The sequence below is a fragment of the Streptomyces sp. SYP-A7185 genome (assembly GCF_046103685.1).
GTDB lineage: Bacteria > Actinomycetota > Actinomycetes > Streptomycetales > Streptomycetaceae > Streptomyces.
In genome coordinates, this window is sequence record NZ_CP122310.1 from 2137502 (window position 1) to 2159350 (window position 21849).

Sequence of the window (21849 nt, forward strand, 5' to 3'; positions counted from 1 at the left end):
GTCTTACTTCTCCTCTGAGGCGGTGGGGCGGGTGTGCGTGACGGCGGGTTCGTTGCCGCCCAGGAGCAGGTAGAGGACGGCCATGCGGGTGTGGACGCCGTTGGCGACCTGCTCGATGACCGTGCAGCGGTCGGAGTCGGCGACCTCGGCGGTGATCTCCATGCCGCGGACCATCGGCCCGGGGTGCATCACGATGGCGTGCTCGGGCATCTTCGCCATGCGCTGGCCGTCCAGGCCGTAGCGCCGGGAGTACTCGCGCTCGGTCGGGAAGAACGCGGCGTTCATGCGCTCACGCTGCACGCGCAGCATCATCACGGCGTCCGACTTCGGGAGCACCCGGTCCAGGTCGTAGGACACGTCGCAGGGCCAGCTGTCGACGCCGACCGGTACGAGCGTGGGCGGGGCGACCAGGGTGACCTGGGCGCCCAGGGTGTGCAGCAGGTCGACGTTCGAGCGCGCGACCCGGCTGTGCAGGACGTCGCCGACGAGCGTGATGCGCTTGCCGCCGAGGTCCTTGCCCAGGCCCGCGTCACGGCCGACCAGGCGGCGCCGCATGGTGAAGGCGTCGAGCAGGGCCTGCGTGGGGTGCTGGTGGGTGCCGTCGCCCGCGTTGATCACCGGGGCGTCGATCCAGCCGGAGGTGGCGAGGCGGTAGGGCGCGCCGGACGCGCCGTGCCGGATGACGACGGCGTCGACGCCCATCGCCTCCAGGGTCTGGGCGGTGTCCTTGAGCGACTCGCCCTTGGAGACGCTGGAGCCCTTGGCGGCGAAGTTGATGACGTCGGCGGAGAGGCGCTTCTCGGCGGCCTCGAAGGAGATCCGGGTCCGCGTGGAGTCCTCGAAGAACAGGTTGCAGATCGTGCGGCCGCGCAGGGCGGGAAGCTTCTTGATCGGCCGGTCGGCGACCCGGGCCATCTCCTCGGCGGTGTCGAGGATGAGAACGGCGTCGTCGCGGGTGAGGTCGGCGGCCGAGATGAGGTGTCGCATCATCTGGGTTTACTCCGTCATGGGGAGGTTTGCGGGCATGCGGGCGCGCAGGGCTGTGCCCAGGGTCCGCAGGGAGGACCGGTCCTAGGCGGAAGCGGGCTTGGCACCGAGCAGCACGGCGTCGCGGCCGTCCTCCTCGGCGAGCTGGACCTTGACCGTCTCCCGCAGCGACGTGGGGAGGTTCTTGCCGACGTAGTCGGCACGGATCGGCAGTTCGCGGTGGCCGCGGTCGACGAGCACGGCGAGCTGCACCGCGCGCGGGCGCCCGATGTCGTTCAGGCCGTCGAGGGCGGCGCGGATGGTGCGGCCGGAGAAGAGCACGTCGTCGACGAGGACGACGAGGCGGCCGTCGATGCCGTCACCGGGGATCTCGGTGCGGGCCAGGGCGCGCGGCGGATGCATGCGCAGATCGTCGCGGTACATCGTGATGTCGAGTGAGCCGACCGGGATCGAGCGTCCGGTGATTTCTTCGAGCTTCTCGGCGAGGCGCCGGGCGAGGAACACGCCACGGGTGGGAATGCCGAGCAGCACCACGTCTTCGGCGCCTTTGGCGCGCTCGACGATCTCGTGGGCGATACGGGTCAACACCCGTGCGATGTCCGGGCCTTCGAGCACGGGCCGCGCGACATCGGGGTCGTTCTTGTCGTTCGAGTCCATATGAAACGGACCTCCTTCTCCGCCTCACGGGACGGACCTTAAAGGACGTCGAAATTGCGCCATCCACACTACCAGGGGCGGCAACACCGCCGGTCACGGCCCCCCTCGGGGGTGCCGGTACGGACCATTCGGCTTGACGCAGCCAAGTAACGCTGCGTAACCTCACAGTGAGTTACCGTTCTTCGTCCGGGGAGCTATATGTCCAGCGAATACGCCAAACAGCTCGGGGCCAAGCTCCGCGCCATCCGTACCCAGCAGGGCCTTTCCCTCCACGGTGTCGAGGAGAAGTCCCAGGGACGCTGGAAGGCGGTCGTGGTCGGTTCGTACGAACGCGGCGACCGCGCCGTGACCGTACAGCGCCTTGCCGAGCTGGCGGACTTCTACGGCGTCCCGGTCCAGGAACTGCTGCCTGGTACCGCTCCCGGCGGCGCGGCCGAGCCGCCGCCGAAGCTCGTGCTCGACCTTGAGCGCCTGGCGCACGTCCCGGCCGAAAAGGCCGGCCCGCTCCAGCGGTACGCCGCCACGATCCAGTCGCAGCGCGGTGACTACAACGGCAAGGTGCTCTCGATCCGCCAGGACGACCTGCGCACCCTCGCCGTGATCTATGACCAGTCGCCCTCGGTTCTCACCGAGCAGCTGATCAGCTGGGGCGTCCTGGACGCGGACGCGCGCCGCGCCGTCGCCCACGACGACGTCTGATCCCTCAAGGGGCACTTGAGCAGAAACGTACCGCCGCAGTGGCCGGAACCCATCGGGTTCCGGCCACTGCGGCGTTGTACGTGCGCCTCTGGGCCCTCAGCGGGCCTCGACGGCCCATACCGCCCCCGCAGCCCCCGCCGCCCCTCAGGAGAGCCCCAGGACACGCCAGAGGGCCCGCAGCGGAGTGCTGCGGGCCCTCTGAGCGGCGTGGGAACTGACGTACGCCTGGCTGTGTCGCGGTGCGGCGGCTAGGCCTCGTCGCGGCGCAGGCCCGGCTTCAGATCCTTGAAGCGGCCGAGCAGGCCGTTCACGAAGGACGGCGAATCGTCCGTCGAGAACTCCTTGGCGAGCTGCACGGACTCGTCGAGCACCACGGCGTCCGGGGTCTCGTCGACCCAGATCAGCTCGTAGGCACCCAGGCGCAGGATGTTGCGGTCCACGACCGGCATCCTGTCCAGGGTCCACCCGACGGCGTACTGGGAGATCAGCTCGTCGATGTGGCGCGCGTGCTGCGCGTACCCCTCGACCAGCTCCATCGTGTACTCGCTCACCGGCGGCTGCCGGGTATCGGCCCGCGAGTGGCGCACCCAGTCCGCGAGGACCGTCACTACGTCCGCGCCTCGCTGGTCGGCCTCGAAGAGAATCTGGAAGGCGCGCTTGCGGGCCGTATTACGAGCAGCCACGGTTAGCTGTTCACCCGGCCGAGGTAGCCGCTGTCACGGGTGTCGACCTTGATCTTCTCGCCGGTGGTGATGAAGAGCGGCACCTGGATCTGGTGGCCGGTCTCCAGCGTGGCGGGCTTGGTGCCGCCGGTGGAGCGGTCGCCCTGGACGCCGGGCTCGGTCTCCTGGATGGTCAGCTCGACGGCGGCCGGCAGCTCGACGAAGAGGACTTCGCCCTCGTGCTGCGCGACGGAGGCCGTGAAGCCCTCGATCAGGAAGTTGGCGGCGTCACCGACCGACTTCTTGTCGACGTGCAGCTGGTCGTACGTCTCCATGTCCATGAAGACGAAGTAGTCGCCGTCCATGTAGGAGAACTGCATGTCGCGCTTGTCGATCGTCGCCGTGTCGACCTTGACGCCGGCGTTGAACGTCTTGTCGACGACCTTGCCGGACATCACGTTCTTGAGCTTGGTGCGCACAAAGGCGGGGCCCTTGCCGGGCTTGACGTGCTGGAACTCGACGACGGACCAGAGCTGGCCCCCGTCGAGCTTGAGCACCAGGCCGTTCTTGAGGTCGTTCGTGGAAGCCACGGTTGCGGAATCTCCTGGACTGACGTGGACGACCCCGGCGCACGCGCATAGCCGAAAGCTAGAGCGCGAGCAGCTCCTTGGTCGTGATGGTGAGTAGCTCGGGTCCGCCGTCCGCCTCGGGGCGCACGACGAGCGTGTCATCGATCCGGACACCACCCCGTCCCGGGATGTGAACCCCCGGTTCGACGGTGACCGGCACGCAGGCGTCCAGTTTACCCATGGCCGCGGGCGCCAACTGCGGGTCCTCGTCGATTTCGAGCCCCAGGCCATGTCCCATCAGCGGAGCAAGGCCGTCCGCATACCCCGCGGAGTCCAGTACGTGCCGGGCCGCGTGGTCGATGTCGCGGTAGGCGGCGCCGGGTGCCAGAGCCTCCCTGCCCGCTCGCTGAGCGGCGAAGACGAGGTCGTACAACTCGATCTGCCAGTCCGCGGGAGACGTGCCGATGACGAACGTACGTCCGATCTCACAACGATAGCCGCGGTAACTGGCCCCCAGGCACACGGAGAGGAAATCCCCCTCCTCCACCCGCCGGTCCGATGGCCGGTGAGAGCCCCGGCCGGAGTTCGGTCCCGTGGCGACCGAGGTCGGGAAGGCGGGCCCGTCCGCGCCGTGGTCGACGAGCCGGCGCTCCAGCTCCAGGGCGAGATGGCGTTCCGTGCGCCCCACGAGAATGGATTCGAGCAGCTCGCCGAGCGCCTGGTCGGCGATCTCGGAGCCGATCCGCAGACAGGAGATCTCCTCCTCGTCCTTGACGAGCCGCAGCTGCTCCACCGCTCCCCCGAGATCCGTCAGCCGCAGCCGCGGCGCGACGGAACCGAGGGCCCGGTGCCGGGCGACGGTGAGGTCGTGCTCCTCTACGGCGAGCGAGTCGGCGCCCTGGGCGGCGGCGAGATCGGCCCCCGCGACGGCGGGATCCCCGCCGGACGCGTCGAGCAGCTGCACCCGCAGCCCCTCGTCGGGCCGCCCTTCTCCCTGTTCGTCGCCGGGCGGCCCGGCACACAGCAGCAGATCCTCGCTGCTGCCCAGCAGGAGCACGGCACCCTGGGGCGCCGCTCCCGCGAGATACCGCACGTTGGCGGGGCGGGACACCAGCGCCGACGCGCTGCCGCCCGCGGCACAACGCTCCCTCAACCGCTCACGGCGGGCCGCGTACACCTCAGACATGACACGAGCCTATGAGCGGGTGCGCGGAACGGCCGGTCGAGCGCGTCCGACCGAGCGGCCGGGGGCTCACCGGGGCCGTCGGGAAACCTCAGGCGGCGCGGCCGGCTACCACTGCGGCGGGCTCGCGATGGAACGGGCAAGGACGTCGTCAAGGACCCGGGCCGTGGCGGGCACGTCCAGCTGGGAGTTGTCGATGATGGGCAGCCCCGAGCCGTACCACCCGGCCATACGGCCGTGGATGCGGGCCACTTCCTCGTCCGTGAGGCGGCGGTTTCCGCTGCGTTCGGCGTTGCGCTCCAGGACGATCTCCAGGCCGGGCAGCAGGACCACCGGCAGCAGGCCGGGGCCCACGTGGCGCTTCCAGCCGCCGAGGCCGACGACGGGGCGGTCGGGGAAGACCGCGTCGTCGAGGATGCACGAGATGCCGTTGGCCAGGAAGTTCCTTGCGGCGAAGCCGCAGGTGCGGCGGGCCAGGCGGTACTGCGCCTCGGAGTGGTCGTTCCAGCCGGACTGGGGGTCCGCGAAGCCCGAGCGCACCCATTCGCGGACGTCGTCGAGGCTGATGTGGGCGGTCGGCACCCTGCGGTGCTCCGCCCAGTACTTGGCGACGCTCGTCTTGCCCGCGCCCGCGGGACCGATCAGGAGGACGGCCAGCGTGGTGGCGCCGGTGTCCGCCTGGGCCGTGCCGGGCGGCGGGCTCGGCATGGCGACGGGGGCACCCGGCGGGAGCTGGATGTGGCCCGTCGTGTCCGGGGTCGGCGGCACGGGGGCGCCGCCCGCCGGGACGTGGCCGTGCGGCGGGGCACCCGGCGCTCCGTGCTGCGGGGCCGGGGCGTGCGGGTGCGGGGCCGGTCCCGGAGGGTGCGGGGCCGTGCCCGGAGGGTGCGGGGCCGTGCCCGGAGGGTGCGGGGCCGTGCCCGGAGGGTGCGGGGCCGTGCCCGGAGGGTGCGGTGCGCCGGCGAAACCCGGCGCGGGAGGCGGTGGGCCGCCCGGCGCGGCACCCGGCGGCGGACCGCTCGGGTGATGTGCGGCCGGGGACCAGCCGGTGGCCGGTCCGTGCCCCGGCTGATGGGGCGGCGGCAGCGGAGACCCCACTGCGTGCTGCATCCGGTGCCACTCCGTCTCGTGCGACTGACGCTGGTCGGGCGGCGGCCGGGGCCACCCGTTACCGAACGGTACCGTCCCCGGCCGACGTTGTGTGAACGGCCGGGGAGGCCGCAGGGTGCCCGTGGCTTGTTCTGGCGGGCCGATTTCGTGCTGTCGAAGCGCTAGTTCGCCACTTCGCCGTACGCGGCGAGGAGCACCGCGGGGTCGGGTCCCTCCAGGACGGCGGGCTTGCCGAGGCCGTCGAGGACGATGAACCGCAGCAGGTCACCGCGGGACTTCTTGTCGACCTTCATGGTCTCCAGGAGCTTGGGCCACTGGTCGTAGCGGTAGCTCAGGGGCAGCCCGACCGACTCGAGGACGGCGCGGTGCCGGTCGGCGGTCGCGTCGTCCAGGCGTCCGGCGAGGCGGCCGAGTTCGGCCGCGAAGGCCATGCCCACGGAGACCGCGGCGCCGTGGCGCCACTTGTAGCGCTCGTTCTTCTCGATGGCGTGCGCCAGCGTGTGGCCGTAGTTGAGGATCTCGCGCAGGCCCGACTCCTTGAGGTCCCCGGAGACGACCTCGGCCTTGACCTTGATGGAGCGCTCGATGAGTTCGGCGGTGTGCCGCCCCTGGGGGCTGCGCGCCGCCTCGGGGTCCTCCTCGATCAGTTCGAGGATCACCGGGTCGGCGATGAAGCCGGCCTTGATGATCTCCGCGAGGCCCGACACGAAGTCGTTGACCGGCAGCGAGTCGAGCGCGGCCAGGTCGCACAGGACGCCCGCGGGCGGGTGGAAGGAGCCCACCAGGTTCTTGCCCTCGGCGGTGTTGATGCCGGTCTTGCCGCCGACCGCCGCGTCCACCATGCCCAGCACGGTGGTCGGCACGGCGATCCAGCGCACCCCGCGCAGCCAGGTCGCGGCCACGAACCCGGCGAGGTCCGTGGTGGCCCCGCCGCCGACACCGACGATGACGTCGCTGCGGGTGAAACCGGACTGGCCGAGCGCCTTCCAGCAGTAGGCGGCGACCTCGGCGGTCTTGGCCTCCTCGGCGTTCGGCACCTGGACGGCGACGGCCTCGAAGCCCTGGTCGGCCAGGTCCTGGCGCAGCGCGTCACCCGTCTCGGCGAGCGCCTCGGGGTGGATGATCGCGACGCGCTTGGTCCGCTCGCCGATCAGGCCGGGCAGCTCGCCCAGGAGCTGCCGCCCGACGAGCACCTCGTACGGCTCGGTGCCCGCGGTGCCGCCGACCTGGATCCGGGTGGGCGTCGGCCCCGCCGTCTCAGCCATCTCCGTCATGCTTCCTTCAACTCCAGTGCGTCGAGGACCGCTTGGGCGACCTCTTCGGGGGTGCGGTCGTCGGTGGCGACGACGGCACGGGCGACTTCGGCGTACAAGTGGCGGCGGGCGTCCATCAGTTCGCGCCACTGCTTGCGCGGATTGACCGCGAGCAGCGGGCGCGCGACGTTCAGGCCCGTGCGCTTGACCGCCTCCTCGACGTCCATCGAGAGATAGACGACGGGGTGCGGCGCGAGGAGCGCGCGGGTGGACGCGTTGAGGATCGCGCCGCCGCCGAGCGCGAGGATGCCCGCGTGCTCGGCCAGCGCCGTCCGTACGGCCTCCCGCTCCAGGTCGCGGAAGTGCGGCTCACCCTCGTCCACGAAGATGTCCGCGATCTCCCGGCCCTGAGCGGCCACGATGTCGGCGTCGGTGTCCCGGTAGGCGGTGCCCAGGCGCTCGGCGAGCAGCGCGCCCACCGTCGACTTGCCCACGCCCATCGGCCCGACCAGAACGATCTGCGGGCCGGTCACCGGATCTGGAGGTTGTCGAGGTACGAGCGCACGTTGCGCCGGGTCTCGGGCACGCTGTCGCCGCCGAACTTCTCGGCGACGGCGTCGGCCAGGGTCAGCGCGACCATCGCCTCGGCGACGATGCCGGCGGCCGGGACCGCGCACACGTCGGAGCGCTGGTGGTGGGCCTTGGTGGCCTCACCGGTGGCGACGTCGACGGTGGCGAGCGCGCGCGGCACGGTCGCGATGGGCTTCATCGCGGCCCGTACGCGCAGCAGCTCACCGGTGGTCAGGCCGCCCTCGGTGCCGCCGGAGCGGCCAGAGGTGCGCCGGATGCCGTCGTCGGTGGAGACGATCTCGTCGTGCGCCTTGGAACCCGGCACCCGCGCGAGGTCGAAACCGTCGCCGACCTCGACGCCCTTGATGGCCTGGATGCCCATGAGCGCGGCGGCGAGCCGCGCGTCGAGGCGCCGGTCCCAGTGCACGTGCGAGCCGAGCCCGACGGGCACGCCGTACGCGAGGACCTCGACGACGCCGCCGAGGGTGTCGCCGTCCTTGTGGGCCTGGTCGATCTCCGCGACCATCGCCTTGCTCGCGTCCGCGTCGAGGCAGCGCACCGGGTCGGCGTCCAGCTTCTCGACGTCGGCGGGGGTCGGGTAGACGCCGTAGGGCGCCTTGGCCGCGGCCAGCTCGGTGACGTGGCTGACGATCTCGATGCCGGCCGTCTCCTTGAGGTAGGAGCGGGCGACCGCGCCGAGCGCGACGCGGGCCGCGGTCTCACGGGCGGAGGCGCGCTCCAGGATCGGCCGGGCCTCGTCGAAGCCGTACTTCTGCATGCCCGCGAGGTCGGCGTGGCCGGGCCTGGGGCGGGTCAGCGGGGCGTTGCGGGCCAGGTCGGCGAGGATCTCCGGGTCGACCGGATCGGCCGCCATGACCTGTTCCCACTTGGGCCACTCGGTGTTGCCCACCATGATCGCCACCGGCGAGCCCATGGTCAGGCCGTGCCGGACGCCGCCCAGGAAGGTGACCTCGTCGCGCTCGAACTTCATGCGCGCACCGCGCCCATAGCCGAGGCGCCGCCGGGCCAGGTGGTCCGCCACCATCTCGGTGGTGATCGGCACGCCGGCGGGAAGACCCTCCAGCGTCGCGACAAGTGCGGGTCCGTGGGACTCTCCCGCGGTCAGCCAACGCAACCTGCTCAACGGTGCTCCTCATGCTCGCGCCTGGAACTGCGACGGCGCGACCGGGTGCGCGGCCCTGGCCCGCCGTCTCCGATCCTCCCACGTCGGGGGGCGGGTCCTGGCCTCCGGTCCACACAGCGGACGCTTCAGCGGGCGGCCAGCGCGTGTTCCCCGGCCTTGCGCATCGCCGCCAGCGGCGCGGGCGAGCGTCCCGTCATCTGCTCGACCTGGAGCACCGCCTGGTGAACCAGCAGGTCAAGGCCGCTGACGACGGCCCCGCCGTACATCGACCAGCGCGCCGCGAGCGCGGTGGGCCACGGGTCGTACAGGACGTCGAACAGGGTGGTGGGCCGCTCGGGCACGGCCGCGGACAGCGCGTCGGTGGCACCGGCCGGGGTCGTGGCGATCACCAGCGGCGCGCTCAGCGCCCGCTCGGCGTCCGCCCAGTCCTCCGTGCGCACCTCCACCTCGAGACGCTCGCCCCACTGCCGCATCTCGGCGGCACGCTCCTGGCTGCGTACGTACGCGACGACCTCGCCCGTGCAGATCCGCGCGAGCGCGGCGAGGGCGGACGACGCGGTGGCGCCCGCGCCGAGGATCGCGGCCGACTCCACCTGCTCGATGCCGCGTTCACGCAGGGCGGCGACGATGCCGGGGATGTCGGTGTTGTCGCCGACGCAACGGCCGTCCTCGGTGAGGACGACGGTGTTGACCGCCTCGACCGAGGCGGCGGTCTCGCTGATCTCGTCGAGCAGCGGGATGACCGCGCGCTTGAGCGGCATCGTCAGCGAGAGGCCGGCCCACTCGGGGCCGAGGCCGCCGACGAAGCCGGGCAGCGCGGCCTCGTCGACCTCGAACAGGTCGTACGTCCAGTCCACGAGGCCGAGCTCCCCGTACGCGGCGCGGTGCAGCACCGGGGAGAGGGAGTGGGCGATGGGGGAGCCGAGGACTGCGGCTCGGCGCTGGGTGCTCATCAGCCGGAATTCTTCTTCTGTTCCTCGAGGTACTTCTGACGGTTGCGCTCGTGTTCCTTGTTCGTCTCGGCGAACAGCGTTTGGTCCGCATTGATGGAGACGAAGTAGTACCAGTTCCCCTTGGCGGGATTGAGCGCGGATTTGAGCGCCTCGTCCCCGGGGTTGCCGATCGGCCCGGGAGGCAGGCCCTTGATCTTGTACGTGTTGTACGGATCGTCGAACTTGCGCAGATCGTCGACCGTGCCGGTCTCCAGGGTGCTTTCGGCCTTGGCGTAGTTCACCGTCGAGTCGAAGTCGAGAAGTCCGTAGGTCTCGGTGTTGTTCGGCTTCAGGCGGTTGTAGACGACCGTCGCGACCTTGTCGAAGTCGTGCTTGTACTTGCCTTCGGCCTGGACGAGGCTCGCCACGGTGAGCACCTGGAGCGGGTCCTTCAGGTTCAGCTGCGCGGCCTTGGCCTTGAGGCCCAACTCGTCGTACTTCTCGCTGGATTGAGCCACCATCTTCTTGAGGACGTCCGCCGGCTTCTGCCCCTCGGCGACCGGATAGCTGGAGGGGTACAGGAATCCTTCCAGCGGGTCCTTGATGTCCTTGTTGGTGTTCGCCCAGTCGGGCAGCCCGAGACTCTTGAATTCCTTCTTCGCGACGCTCTCGGTGGTGCCATTTTTCACCTTGAGGCGGCTGTCGATCTGCTTGTAGACCCACGAGTTCCGCTTGCCCTCGGGAATGATGAGGTTATTGCGGCTCTTCGGGCTGAGCATCAGTTCGACGGCACTTCTGGCCGACATTTCCTTCTTCAGGACATAAACGCCTTCCTGAATGGTGTTGCCGTCGGGATTCTGCGCCTGCGCGGAGACAAAGGCGTCCACGCTCTTGACGACCCCGGCCTCTTTCAGCTTCTGGCCGATCACATAGCCGCCGGCCCCCTTCGGGATGTCGACGGTGGCGATGCCGGTCCCCTCGCCCGCGTAGTCCGGCGACGTACCGAATCGGTCCTGGTAGAACTGGTAGCCGAAATAGCCGACCCCGCCGAGACCGCCGGCGAAGACCAGCGTCACGACCAGGCAGGCGCAGCCGCTCCTGCGCTTCTTCGGCTTCTTGCCGCCCCGGCCGCCCCGACGGTCCCCGCGGCCACCGCGGCGGCCCGGCTCGTCGTCGTAGTCGTCCTCGTCGTCGGCGCCCGAGAAGAAGGCGTGCTCGCCCTGGTCCGGGCCCGGGTCCCAGTCCTTCTCCGGTTCGGGTTCCGGACGGCGGCGCGACGGCGGCTCCGGCGGGGGGTACGCGTCGGGAGTGCCGTAGTAGTCCGGGCTCTCCGCGCCATAGCCGCCCGGCTGATTGGCGTAGGGGTCCGACGGATCGACGCCGTACGCGGCATGACCCTGCTGGCCGGTGTCCCAGCCGCCTTGGTAGTGCTGCTCAGGGGCGCCGCCGTTGTACTGCTGTTCGGGTCCGGCGTCGTACTGCTGCTGGCCGGCGGGGCCGCCGTACTGCTGCTGGCCGTAGGCCTGCTGCTGGCCCGTGTTCCAGTCGTCGTACTGCGCCTGCTGGGGGTGCTGCGGCTGCTGAGGGTGGTACTGCCCCTGGCCGCCGTAGGGGGACGGGCCGCTCGCGGCCTGCTGTCCTCCCCATCCGCCGTCCCCGTACAACGGGTCCTCGGGATGCCACGGTTCGGAGCCTGGGCCCCGGCCATACTCAGTCATCGATCCCCTACATGCCGCGAGGCGGGGCCGCCGTCTGAGTGGGAGGGCAACCGTTCCGCCTCTTGATGCTGTGCGGCAGCTGTTCGAACACCGCCGCATCGCGCGGAACGTTACCGTATCGCGATCAGATGACCACTTCGACGCCCTCGCCCGGAGCTTTACCTGACGCCCGTTCGGACTCCAGTGCCTGCTGAAGGATGATGACGGCGGCCGCCTGATCGATGACAGACCTGCCCTTTTTGGACTTCACGCCCGAGGCGCGCAGCCCCTGACTGGCCGTCACTGTGGTCATCCTCTCGTCCACGAGCCTCACCGAAATGGGGGCCACCATGCGGGCGAGGTCCTGGGTGAACGCACGGATCTTGACGGCCGCCGGGCCCTCGCCCCCGTTGAGGGAGCGAGGGAGACCGACGACGATCTCGATCGGTTCGTACTCCTCGACCAGCTGCTGCAACCGGCGCTGGGCGGCCGGGACGTCCCGGCCCGGCACCGTCTCCACGGGCGTGGCCAGGATCCCGTCGGGGTCGCACGAGGCGACCCCGATCCGGGCGTCCCCGACGTCGATCGCCAGACGCCGGCCCCGGCGCATGCCCTGAGCGGCCTCGGCCATCAGGCCGTCTCGGCGACGAGGCGCTCGACGGCGGCCATGGCGTCACCGATGGCCGCGGCGTTCTGGCCGCCGCCCTGGGCGACGTCCGGCTTGCCGCCGCCACCGCCGCCGAGGGTCTTGGCGGCCGTACGGACGAGGTCGCCGGCCTTGAGGCCGCGCTCGCGCGCCGCCTCGTTCGTGGCGATGACCGTCAGCGGGCGGCCGTTGGCCGTGGTGAAGAGCGCGACGACGGCCGGGCGGTCGCCCGGGATGCGGTGGCGTACGTCGAGGACCAGCTTGCGCAGGTCGTCGGCGCCCGTGCCGTCCGGCACCTGGCCGGTGACGAGAGCGACGCCCCGTACGTCCTTGGCCTGGTCGACGAGGCCCGCGGCGGCCTGGAGGACCTTCTCCGCGCGGAACTTCTCGATCTCCTTCTCGGCGTCCTTCAGCTTGCCGAGCATGGCGGAGACCTTCTCGGGCAGCTCCTCGGGGCGGCCCTTGACCAGCTCCTGGAGCTGGGCGACGACCGTGTGCTCCTTGGCGAGGAAGTTGTAGGCGTCGACGCCGACGAGGGCCTCGATGCGGCGCACGCCGGAGCCGATGGACGACTCGCCGAGCAGCTTCACCAGACCCAGCTGGGCGGTGTTGTGCACGTGCGTGCCGCCGCACAGCTCCTTGGAGAAGTCGCCGATGGTGACGACGCGGACCCGCTCGCCGTACTTCTCGCCGAACTCGGCGATGGCGCCCTGCTTCTTGGCCTCGTCGATCGACATGACCTCGGCCTGCACGTCGAGTTCGTGGGCGAGGACTTCGTTGATCTTCTGCTCGACGTCCGTCATGACGGCCGTGGGCACGGCCGACGGCGAGCCGAAGTCGAAGCGGAAGCGGCCCGGCTGGTTCTCGGAACCGGCCTGGGCGGCCGTCGGGCCGAGCGCGTCGCGCAGCGCCTGGTGCGTGAGGTGCGTGGCGGAGTGGGCGCGGGCGATGGCACGGCGGCGGTGCACGTCGATCGAGGCCCAGACCTGGTCGCCGACGGTGATCTCGCCGACCTGGACGACGCCCTTGTGGACGTGCACGCCGGGGACCGGCTTCTGCACGTCACGGATGTCGACGACGGCGCCGTTGTCCAGGCGGATCCGGCCGGAGTCGGCGATCTGGCCGCCGCCCTCGGCGTAGAAGGGGGTGCGGTCGAGGACGACCTCGACCTCGTCGCCCTCACGGGCGGCCGGGGACGAGACGCCGTTGACCAGGAGGCCCACGATGACGGCCTCGTTCTCGGTCAGGGTGTAGCCGGTGAAGTCCGTGGCGCCGGAGGCGTCGGCGATCTCGCGGTAGGCGTGCAGATCGGCGTGGCCGGTCTTCTTGGCCTGGGCGTCGGCCTTGGCGCGCTCCCGCTGCTCCTTCATCAGGCGCCGGAAGCCGTCCTCGTCCACGGAGAGGCCCTGTTCGGCGGCCATCTCCAGGGTGAGGTCGATCGGGAAGCCCCACGTGTCGTGCAGCAGGAACGCCTTGTCGCCGGAGAGGACCTTGCCGCCGGCGGCCTTGGTCTCGGTGACGGCGGTGTCGAGGATGTTCGTGCCGCCCTTGAGGGCCTTGAGGAAGGCGGCCTCTTCGGCGAGCGCGACGGTCTCGATGCGCTTGCGGTCGGTCTGGAGCTCGGGGTACTGCTCGCCCATCGACTTGATGACCGTGTCGACGAGCTCGTGGACGACCGGGCCGGTGGCGCCCATCAGACGCATGTTGCGGATGGCGCGGCGCATGATGCGGCGCAGGACGTAGCCGCGGCCTTCGTTGCCGGGGGTGACGCCGTCGCCGATGAGCATGACGGACGTGCGCATGTGGTCGGCGACCACGCGCAGGGAGACGTCCGAGCCCTGCTCGGCGCCGTACCGCACGCCGGTCAGCTCGGTGGCCTTGTCCATGATGACGCGCAGGGTGTCGGTCTCGTACATGTTCTGTACGCCCTGGAGGATCATGGCGAGGCGCTCGAGACCGAGGCCGGTGTCGATGTTCTTGCTGGGCAGCTCGCCGAGGATCTCGAAGTCCTCCTTGGAGGTGCCCTCGCCGCGCTCGTACTGCATGAAGACCAGGTTCCAGATCTCCACGTACCGCTCGTCGTTGACGGCGGGGCCGCCCTCGACGCCGAACTCGGGGCCGCGGTCGTAGTTGATCTCGGAACAGGGGCCACAGGGTCCGGGGACGCCCATGGACCAGTAGTTGTCCTTCTTGCCCAGGCGCTGGATGCGCTCGGCGGGGACGCCCACCTTCTCGCGCCAGATGGTCTCGGCCTCGTCGTCGTCGAGGTAGACCGTCACCCACAGGCGCTCGGGGTCGAGGCCGTAGCCGCCGTCCGCCACGGAGCTGGTGAGCAGCTCCCAGGCGTAGGTGATGGCGCCTTCCTTGAAGTAGTCGCCGAAGGAGAAGTTGCCGCACATCTGGAAGAACGTGCCGTGCCGCGTGGTCTTGCCGACCTCTTCGATGTCGGGCGTACGCACGCACTTCTGCACGCTCGTCGCGCGCGAGAAGGGCGGCTTGACCTCACCCAGGAAGTAGGGCTTGAAGGGCACCATGCCCGCGGGGACGAGGAGCAGAGTCGGGTCGTCCGCGATGAGCGACGCCGAAGGGACGACGGTGTGCCCGCGCTCCTCGAAGAAGCTCAGCCAGCGGCGGCGAATCTCGGCCGACTCCATCAGTGGTCCTCATTCCGGTTGTACGAGTACTTCGACTTCGAGAGGTACTTGCCCTGCGTGTTCTTGTCTGTCTTGCCGGCCCTGGCGTTCTCGATGGCCACGACCACATGGCGCTGCCCGGGCAGTTCGGGGTCGACCGGGGCCTCAAGGCCCAGGGCCTCTCCCAGTTCGGCCTCGCGCTGGGCCATGCCGTCGCGGACGTCGAGAGCGAAGTCCTTGATCCGGTGACCCGCCTCGACCGCCTTGTTCGCGGCCTGCGCCGCGAGGCTTTCGGGGGTCAGTTGCTTGATCTTGCGGTTGACCTTGGTGGTGGCCCACACACCGGCAGCGGCGCCCGCGGTGAACCAGAACGTACGGCGGAACATCGCTGCGTCAGTCCTTCTTCCGCTTGCCCCGCCGCCGCGCGGAGGGGACGGTGCGCCCCACGATCACGGTACGTCGGGCGGGCGCCGGGGGCACATTGGTTGGTTCGGGTCCTGGCTTGCGGCCCAGGGCCCTGCGCACCCCGTAACCGAACGCCGCGACCTTGACGAGGGGCCCGCCGAAGGTGGAGGCCACCGTCGTGGAGAGCGCCGACGCGTTCGACGTGACTTCCTGGACGTCCGAGGCGATCGCGTCGACCCGCTCGATCTGGGTCTGCGCCGAGCGCACCGCGGTGGAGGCGTCCGCCAGGAGCGGGACGGCCTGCTCGGTCACTTCCGCGACGAGCTTGGTCGTCGCCCTGAGCGTCTGGGCCAGCCTCACGAGCACCACGGCCAGGAAGGAGACCAGGATCGCCCAGAAGACGGCCACCAGGATCCCGGCCACCTCTCCACCCGACACTGCGCACCGCTCCCTGAACATCGGTCCCGAACATCGAAAAGTCGTCCCCCGACCCTATCGCGCCGGGGCCGCGGCTCCGCACCGCATTACCGTGTCAGCGCAAGGGAGTTGTCTGAAGTGATTGTACGGACTGCTTACGGATGAGTACGCTCCGTATCTCATGCGACGCGATCAGCGCCCGGGCGACCACCGGCACGACTCCCCCGCCCCGCCGCCGAGTCCCGGCAACCTTCCCCTGGAGCTCAACGCCTTCATCGGACGGTCCGCCGAACTCGCCGCTCTCGCCGCCGTGTCGAAGGCCGCGCGCCTGGTCACGGTGACCGGTGTGGGCGGTGTCGGGAAGACGCGCCTGGCCGTGCGGGCCGCCGCGGGCGCCGAGCCGCGGGACGGCGCCTGGCTGGTGGAGCTCGCCGGGGTCCGGGACCCGGATCTGGTGGAACACGCGGTCGCCGACGCGCTGCGTCTGACGGATCACACCCGCCGCACGCCGCGCGCGACGCTGCTCGACCATCTCGCGGAGCGGGAAGTCCTCCTCGTCGTCGACGGGTTCGAGCATCTGGTGGAGCCGTGTGCCTCGCTGGTGGGCGAACTGCTTCAGCACTCCCCCGGGCTGCGGGTGCTCGCGGTGGGGCGCCGGCCGCTCGACACCGGCGGCGAGCGGATCTTCTCCCTCGCGCCGCTGCCCGTCGAGGACGCGTCCGCGCTGTTCGCCGACCGTGCGGCGGCCGGGCTGCCCGGGTTCGCCCTGGACGAGGAGAACGAAGCCGACGTGGCGGAGCTCTGCCGCCGCCTGGACGGGATCCCGCTGGCCGTCGAGCTGGCGGCGGGCCGGCTGCGGGCGCTCTCGCCCGCGCAGCTGCTCTCCCGGCTCGACGACCGCTTCGCCCTCCTGACCGGCACCCGGCGCGACGTGCCGCCGCGCCACCAGACGCTGCGTACGGCCATCGGCTGGAGCCATGAGCTGTGCACGGCGGGCGAGCGGCTGCTGTGGGCGCGGCTCTCCGTGTTCTGCGGTCCTTTCGACCTGGAGGCGGCCGAGTACATCTGCAGCGGCGACGGACTGCACGCCGACGACGTGCTCGACGTCCTGAGCGAACTGCTCGCGCAGTCCGTGGTGACGCGCGAGGAGGGGCCGGCCGGCGTCCGCTACCGCATGCTCGACACGGTCCGGGCGTACGGCGCCGACTGGCTGGAGGCGGCGGGCGACTGCGCGCGCATGCGCCGCCGCCACCGCGACTGGTACATGGGGCTCGCCACCTGGTGCGAGCTGGACTGGTTCTCGCCGCGCCAGGAGCGGGTCGCCGAGCTCGTCGACTGCGAACTGCCCAATCTGCGCGGCGCCCTGGAGTACTGCCTGACCGAGCCGGACGAGACACATCTGGGCCAGTATCTGGCGGGCAGCCTGTGGTTCTACTGGGTGGGCTGCGGACGGCTCGCCGAGGGCAGGCACTGGCTGGACCGCGCCCTGGAGCTGGACGGCGGCCACGACGACTCCCGGCTCAAGGCGCTGTGGGTGCTCGGCTATGTCGCGGTCCTCCAGGGCGACACCGTCGCCGCGCTCGCGGCGCTCCAGGAGTGCAAGGACGAGGCGGAGCGCACCGGCAGCGCCGTCGCGGCCGCGTACGCGGTGCACCGCATCGGCTGTCTCGCGCTCCTCGCCGACGACATGGAGCGTGCCGAAACCTTGCTGCGCTCGGCCCTTGAGCAGTACCGCGCGATCGGCGAGCTCAACAGCAACGTCCTGATGGGCCAGGTCGAACTGGCGATGGCCCTGGCCTTCCGGGGGCGGCTCGCCGACGCGGTGGAGCTGTGCGAGGACGTACGCCAGGTCTGCGAGGACCACGGCGAGCGCTGGACGCTCGCGTACGCCCTCTACGTCCTCGGCTTCGCGGCCTGGACGCGGGGTGAGGCCGCGACCGCGCGGGACCTGATCATGCGGTGCCTGGCCCTCGACCACACCTTCCACGATTTGCTCGGCACGGTCCTCGCGATCGAGCTGCTCGCGCTGTTCACGCTGGTGGAGGGCGATCCGGCCGAGGCGGCGGTCCTCCAGGGGGCCGCCTCGCGGATCTGGCCGTCGGTGGGCCTGCCCCTGTTCGGCTCGGGGAACTTCGGCGGGCCGCACGCGCTGTGCGAGACGCAGGCCCGCGAGCAGCTGGGCGACGCGCGGTACGAGGAGTGCGTGGCCGCCGGGTCGCGGCTCGCCCCGGACGCGGCGGTGACCCGGGCGCTGGGCGCGGGGGCGAAGGACCACGCAAAAACCCGCCGCCTGCCCCACCACGAAGGCAGGGCGGGCGACGGGCTGAAGCAGGGAGAGCTACGTCCGGGTCAGCGGGCGTAGTACTCGACGACGAGCTGCTCGTCGCAGATCACGGGGATCTCCTTGCGGTTCGGGTCACGGTCCAGACGGAAGGCCAGGGCCTTCAGGTTGACCTGGAGGTAACGCGGGATCTCGCCGTCGGGGGCGAAGCCGCCCTCACGGGAGACCTGGAACAGCGGCTTCTCGCGGCTGCGCTCGCGGACCATCACGACGTCGTCGGGACGGACGCGGAACGACGGCTTGTCGACCTTGCCGCCGTTGACCTCGATGTGGCCGTGGCTGACCATCTGACGGGCCTGGTAGATCGTGCGGGCGATGCCCGAACGCAGGATCAGGGCGTCGAGACGGCGCTCGAGCTCGATGACCAGGGCCTCGCCGGTCTTGCCTTCGGCCTTCTTGGCGCGGTCGTAGGCACGGGCCATCTGCTTCTCGCTGATGTCGTACTGCGCGCGCAGACGCTGCTTCTCGAGCAGACGGACCTTGTAGTCCGAGTTCTGCTTGCGCCCACGGCCGTGCTCGCCCGGCGGGTAGGGGCGGGCCTCGAAGTACTTGACGGCCTTCGGGGTCAGCGCGATGCCGAGGGCACGCGACTTCTTGACCTTGGGGCGGGACTGGTTCGGCATGAACCAACCTCTCTGTTCAATGTGAAATCGGCTTCACCAGGGTTAGGGGAGGTCGCAATCCGCAGCCTGGGAAACCCATCGGATCCGGTGGTGCTCGATCCGGCGGGCAGCCGCTCCCTGGTCTGGGCACATACGTGCAGCACGCGAGTGGCCCACCGACCGCTTCCCGGAGTACGGGATGGTGGTGGGCTGCCCGCGACACCTTCGACGGTGCGCGACGCTCCTGGAGATCCCTGGACGGTGAGGTCCGGGGCTCCGGCTGGATGTCCCGTTCTGGTGGTGCCGGTACGAGACCGGACACGGGACGCAGCACTCCGCGCAAGTGTACCGGGTGATGGGGGGTGCCTCAGCCGCAGGTGGCGAGGAGGTCCTGGAGGGCCAGCTTCTCGGGGGCCGTGACCGTGAGGCGGTACTTGGCCTTGATCCCGGTCCAGCGCCGCCCGTACTCGCACCAGTATTCCTTGCGCGGGGGCTTCCACTTGTCGGGGGTCTTGCTGCTCTTCGTGTGGTTCGTCTCTTTGTCGGCGGCCAGCAGGACGTCCAGGTCGTTGGCGTACGTCAGCCGCCGCTGCGCCGTCCAGGCCCAGGCTCCGGCCCGCCAGGCGGCGCCGAGCGCGACGACGTGGTCGGTCTGGATCTGGGAGGCCCGGCGGTAGGAGTAGGGCAGCTCTTTGCCGGTGTACGGGTCGTGCAGGACGCCGGAGAGCACGACGCAGGGGTTGCGGTCGCCCTCGCGCAGGTCCTTCAGGTCGCGCCGCAGGACGTCGTCGCGGGTGTCGCAGCCGTTGCGGCCGCCGGGGGCGTCGGTGTCGTCGGACCAGCCGGCGCCGAACTCCGCTCGCCGGTACGTCTGCCAGTTCTTGCCCCAGGCGACGGTGAGGCCGGTGAGCTGGTCGCGGGCCCGGGCGGCGGTGGGCGGGAAGCCGGGGCTCGCGAGGGGCACCGCGGGAGAGGGCTCGGCGGTGGCCGGTGACGGGGCGCCGGTCGTGTGGCGGTGGGCGGCGCGCTCCAGCTGGGGCGGGGTGCAGGCCGTGGCCAGGGCGGCGAGGACGAGCACGGTGGCTCCCGCGCCCGCTCCGGCTGCTGTGCCCATGGCGCCGAGCCTAGGCGGGAGCGCCGGGGCCCGCCCGTCGGGCGGTGCGGCTACTCGCCCTTGAGGCGCTCGCGCACGCGCTCGACCACGTCGGCGTACCTCGCCTCGGCGCCGTACCTCGTGGGTTGGTAGTAGCGCTTGGCGGCGACCGCGTCCGGGGCGTACTGCTGGGCGGCGATGGCTCCCGGGACGTCGTGCGGATACACATAGCCCTGGGCGTGGCCGAGCTTGGCCGCTCCCTTGTAGTGCCCGTCGCGCAGGTGGGGCGGGACGGGGCCGGCGAGGCCCGCGCGGACGTCGGCCTGGGCGGACTGGATGGCGATCGTCGCGGCGTTCGACTTCGGGGCCAGGGCGAGGGCGATCGTGGCGTGGCTGAGGGTGAGGGCGGCCTCCGGGAAGCCGATCATCGCCACGGCCTGGGCGGCGGCGACCGCGGTGGGCAGCGCCGTGGGATCGGCGAGGCCGATGTCCTCGCTCGCGGAGATCATCAGGCGCCGGGCGATGAAGCGGGGGTCCTCGCCCGCCTCGATCATCCGGGCGAGGTAGTGCAGGGCCGCGTCCACGTCCGAGCCGCGGATGGACTTGATCAGGGCGCTCGCGACGTCGTAGTGCTGGTCGCCGTCGCGGTCGTACTTCACGGCCGCGCGGTCGACCGACTCCTCCAGGCTCTGGAGGGTGATCTCCTTCTCCCCCTTGGCGAGGGCCGAGCCCGCGCCGGCCTCCAGGGCGGTGAGCGCGCGCCGGGCGTCGCCGCCGGAGATCCGCAGGAGGTGCTCCTCGGTGTCCTCGGGCAGCTCGACCGCGCCGCCCAGGCCCCGCTCCTCGGTGAGCGCCCGGCGCAGCAGGCCGCGCAGGTCGTCGTCCGTGAGGGGTTCGAGCGTGAGGAGGAGGGAGCGGGACAGGAGCGGGGAGATGATCGAGAAGTACGGGTTCTCGGTCGTCGCCGCGATCAGCGTCACCCAGCGGTTCTCGACGGCGGGCAGCAGGGAGTCCTGCTGGGCCTTGCTGAAGCGGTGGATCTCGTCCAGGAAGAGGACGGTCTCCTTGCCGTGGCCGCCCATGGCCCGGCGGGCGCCCTCGATGACCGCGCGGACCTCTTTCACTCCCGCGGTGATCGCGGAGAGCTCCACGAAGCGCTTGTTCGTGGCCTTCGAGACCACGTACGCCAGAGTCGTCTTGCCGATGCCGGGCGGTCCCCACAGGAACACCGACGAGGGGCCCGCGGGTCCTCCGCCGCCCTCGCCGACCAGCCTGCGCAGGGGTGAGCCCTGCTTCAGCAGATGCTGCTGGCCGACGACTTCCTCAAGGGTGCGCGGGCGCATCCGGACGGCCAGGGGACTCGTCGAAGGGTCCTTCTCCTGGCGGTCCTCGGCGGCTGCGGTGAACAGGTCGGGCTCCACGATTCGAACCCTACGTCAGCCCACTGACATCGCCCTCGGCGGCGTTGTCAGCTGGTCCAGAACTCCCACCAGCGCGTGAGGATCAGCATCCCGATGATGCCGACGTGCAGGACCGGGAGCACCCAGGTGAACTCGGAGAAGAACGTGCGCAGCCAGGAGGGCGCGGGCAGGAAGCCGTTGCGGACGTTGAACGAGGTCACGTACCAGAACATGACGATCGTGGCGACCCAGGCCAGGCAGCACCACAGGCACAGCGAGTTGATCTCGTAGAGCGACTGGTACTGGAGCCAGGTGCAGAAGGCGACGCCGAAGAGCATGCCCGCGTTCAGCGTGAGGTAGTACCAGCGCGGGAAGCGCGCCCGGCCCAGCAGGCTCATGCCGACGCAGATCACGACGGCGTACGCGGCGATGCCCAGCATCGGGTTCGGGAACCCGAAGGCCGAGGCCTGCTCGCTCTTCATGATGTTGCCGCAGGAGACCACCGGATTGAGGCTGCACCCCGGGGTGAAGTCCGGGTCCTCGAGCAGCTTGAACTTGTCCAGCGTGATCACCCAGGCGGCCAGCAGACCGGCCGCACCCGTGATCACCAGAAGCAGCGCGAACGCCCGGCTCCCGCCGACGTTGCGTGGCGCGTGCGCGTCCGTTGCCCCGCGGTCGTGCTCGGGGAGGCTGTCGCTTGCCGGGGTCGTCTTGCTCATCACGCCGTTCCGTCGCTGAGTGAGGGCCTGCGGGCACGGACATTGTGCCGCACGTACGCGGGTGTCCACCGTTCGATGGACATAAGGAGGTACGCACGAGGGCCCCGGAGCGTTCGCTTCCCCGGGACGC

At 70.8% G+C, this 21849-nt stretch carries 21 protein-coding genes; 2 read left to right on the forward strand and 19 right to left on the reverse strand.

All coding sequences use genetic code 11. The features are described 5' to 3' along the window. Nucleotides 1-3 precede the first annotated feature (3 nt). Both QBL25_RS09215 and pyrR read right to left on the reverse strand, forming a co-directional pair. A complete protein-coding gene (locus QBL25_RS09215; RefSeq protein WP_409056532.1) occupies nt 4-990 on the reverse strand; it encodes an aspartate carbamoyltransferase catalytic subunit in 987 nt (328 codons plus the stop codon). A gap of 81 nt (nt 991-1071) precedes the next feature. Next, the gene (pyrR, locus tag QBL25_RS09220) at nt 1072-1644 is read right to left on the reverse strand and encodes a bifunctional pyr operon transcriptional regulator/uracil phosphoribosyltransferase PyrR (protein ID WP_409056533.1); all 573 of its coding nucleotides are present in this window, start codon (nt 1642-1644) and stop codon (nt 1072-1074) included. Nucleotides 1645-1842: 198 nt separating this feature from the next. Here pyrR and bldD point away from each other — a divergent pair, with 198 nt between their 5' ends. Further along, nucleotides 1843-2343, forward strand: a complete 501-nt coding sequence (gene bldD / locus QBL25_RS09225; protein WP_135330908.1) for a transcriptional regulator BldD — start codon at nt 1843-1845, stop codon at nt 2341-2343. A gap of 248 nt (nt 2344-2591) precedes the next feature. On the opposite strand, the gene nusB is transcribed toward bldD, so the two are convergent. The 13 genes from nusB to QBL25_RS09290 form a co-directional block, all read right to left on the reverse strand. Further along, the gene (nusB, locus tag QBL25_RS09230) at nt 2592-3026 is read right to left on the reverse strand and encodes a transcription antitermination factor NusB (protein ID WP_409056534.1); all 435 of its coding nucleotides are present in this window, start codon (nt 3024-3026) and stop codon (nt 2592-2594) included. A 2-nt stretch (nt 3027-3028) separates the two neighbouring features. Further along, nucleotides 3029-3595, reverse strand: coding sequence for an elongation factor P (efp, locus tag QBL25_RS09235; protein ID WP_409056535.1), 567 nt, complete (start codon nt 3593-3595; stop codon nt 3029-3031). Between the two features lie 58 nt (nt 3596-3653). After that, on the reverse strand, nt 3654-4760 hold the full coding sequence (locus QBL25_RS09240; protein WP_409056536.1) for a M24 family metallopeptidase: 1107 nt from the start codon (nt 4758-4760) through the stop codon (nt 3654-3656). A 105-nt stretch (nt 4761-4865) separates the two neighbouring features. Then, a complete protein-coding gene (locus tag QBL25_RS09245; protein ID WP_409056537.1) occupies nt 4866-5867 on the reverse strand; it encodes a Pro-rich N-terminal domain-containing protein in 1002 nt (333 codons plus the stop codon). A 161-nt stretch (nt 5868-6028) separates the two neighbouring features. Continuing rightward, nucleotides 6029-7132, reverse strand: a complete 1104-nt coding sequence (gene aroB, locus QBL25_RS09250) for a 3-dehydroquinate synthase (protein ID WP_409062590.1) — start codon at nt 7130-7132, stop codon at nt 6029-6031. 5 nt (nt 7133-7137) lie between these two features. Next, the gene (locus QBL25_RS09255) at nt 7138-7653 is read right to left on the reverse strand and encodes a shikimate kinase (RefSeq protein WP_409056538.1); all 516 of its coding nucleotides are present in this window, start codon (nt 7651-7653) and stop codon (nt 7138-7140) included. Then, complete coding sequence (gene aroC / locus QBL25_RS09260; RefSeq protein ID WP_409056539.1) at nt 7650-8834, reverse strand: chorismate synthase; 1185 nt, start codon at nt 8832-8834, stop codon at nt 7650-7652. The genes QBL25_RS09255 and aroC overlap by 4 nt, the downstream gene beginning before the upstream one ends. A gap of 125 nt (nt 8835-8959) precedes the next feature. After that, the gene (locus QBL25_RS09265) at nt 8960-9787 is read right to left on the reverse strand and encodes a shikimate dehydrogenase (protein WP_409056540.1); all 828 of its coding nucleotides are present in this window, start codon (nt 9785-9787) and stop codon (nt 8960-8962) included. After that, the gene (mltG, locus tag QBL25_RS09270; RefSeq protein WP_409056541.1) at nt 9787-11484 is read right to left on the reverse strand and encodes an endolytic transglycosylase MltG; all 1698 of its coding nucleotides are present in this window, start codon (nt 11482-11484) and stop codon (nt 9787-9789) included. The genes QBL25_RS09265 and mltG overlap by 1 nt, the downstream gene beginning before the upstream one ends. 124 nt (nt 11485-11608) lie before the next feature. Then, entirely contained in the window at nt 11609-12073 is a 465-nt protein-coding gene (ruvX, locus tag QBL25_RS09275; RefSeq protein ID WP_409062591.1) for a Holliday junction resolvase RuvX, read from the reverse strand. 20 nt (nt 12074-12093) lie between these two features. Continuing rightward, nucleotides 12094-14763, reverse strand: a complete 2670-nt coding sequence (alaS, locus tag QBL25_RS09280) for an alanine--tRNA ligase (RefSeq protein ID WP_409056542.1) — start codon at nt 14761-14763, stop codon at nt 12094-12096. Continuing rightward, nucleotides 14763-15128 carry a DUF6167 family protein gene (locus QBL25_RS09285; RefSeq protein WP_409056543.1) on the reverse strand — a complete coding sequence of 122 codons (366 nt, stop codon included), beginning with the start codon at nt 15126-15128 and terminating at the stop codon, nt 14763-14765. Before QBL25_RS09285 ends, alaS begins: the two co-directional genes overlap by 1 nt. 7 nt (nt 15129-15135) lie before the next feature. Further along, the gene (locus QBL25_RS09290) at nt 15136-15585 is read right to left on the reverse strand and encodes a DUF948 domain-containing protein (RefSeq protein ID WP_409056544.1); all 450 of its coding nucleotides are present in this window, start codon (nt 15583-15585) and stop codon (nt 15136-15138) included. A 160-nt stretch (nt 15586-15745) separates the two neighbouring features. Between QBL25_RS09290 and QBL25_RS09295 the strand changes: the two genes are divergently transcribed. Next, entirely contained in the window at nt 15746-17926 is a 2181-nt protein-coding gene (locus QBL25_RS09295; RefSeq protein WP_409056545.1) for an ATP-binding protein, read from the forward strand. Here QBL25_RS09295 and rpsD read toward each other — a convergent pair. The 4 genes from rpsD to QBL25_RS09315 all read right to left on the reverse strand — a co-directional run bounded on the left by rpsD (nt 17914) and on the right by QBL25_RS09315 (nt 21719). Continuing rightward, nucleotides 17914-18528 carry a 30S ribosomal protein S4 gene (rpsD, locus tag QBL25_RS09300; RefSeq protein ID WP_160503779.1) on the reverse strand — a complete coding sequence of 205 codons (615 nt, stop codon included), beginning with the start codon at nt 18526-18528 and terminating at the stop codon, nt 17914-17916. The two genes, QBL25_RS09295 and rpsD, sit on opposite strands and share 13 nt — an antisense overlap. A 346-nt stretch (nt 18529-18874) precedes the next feature. Continuing rightward, entirely contained in the window at nt 18875-19621 is a 747-nt protein-coding gene (locus tag QBL25_RS09305) for an HNH endonuclease family protein (RefSeq protein ID WP_409056546.1), read from the reverse strand. A gap of 50 nt (nt 19622-19671) precedes the next feature. After that, nucleotides 19672-21021, reverse strand: coding sequence for a replication-associated recombination protein A (locus tag QBL25_RS09310; protein ID WP_361834509.1), 1350 nt, complete (start codon nt 21019-21021; stop codon nt 19672-19674). A gap of 47 nt (nt 21022-21068) precedes the next feature. Next, nucleotides 21069-21719: a vitamin K epoxide reductase family protein gene (locus QBL25_RS09315; RefSeq protein WP_409056547.1), complete on the reverse strand. Its 651-nt coding sequence runs from the start codon at nt 21717-21719 to the stop codon at nt 21069-21071. Nucleotides 21720-21849 lie beyond the last annotated feature (130 nt).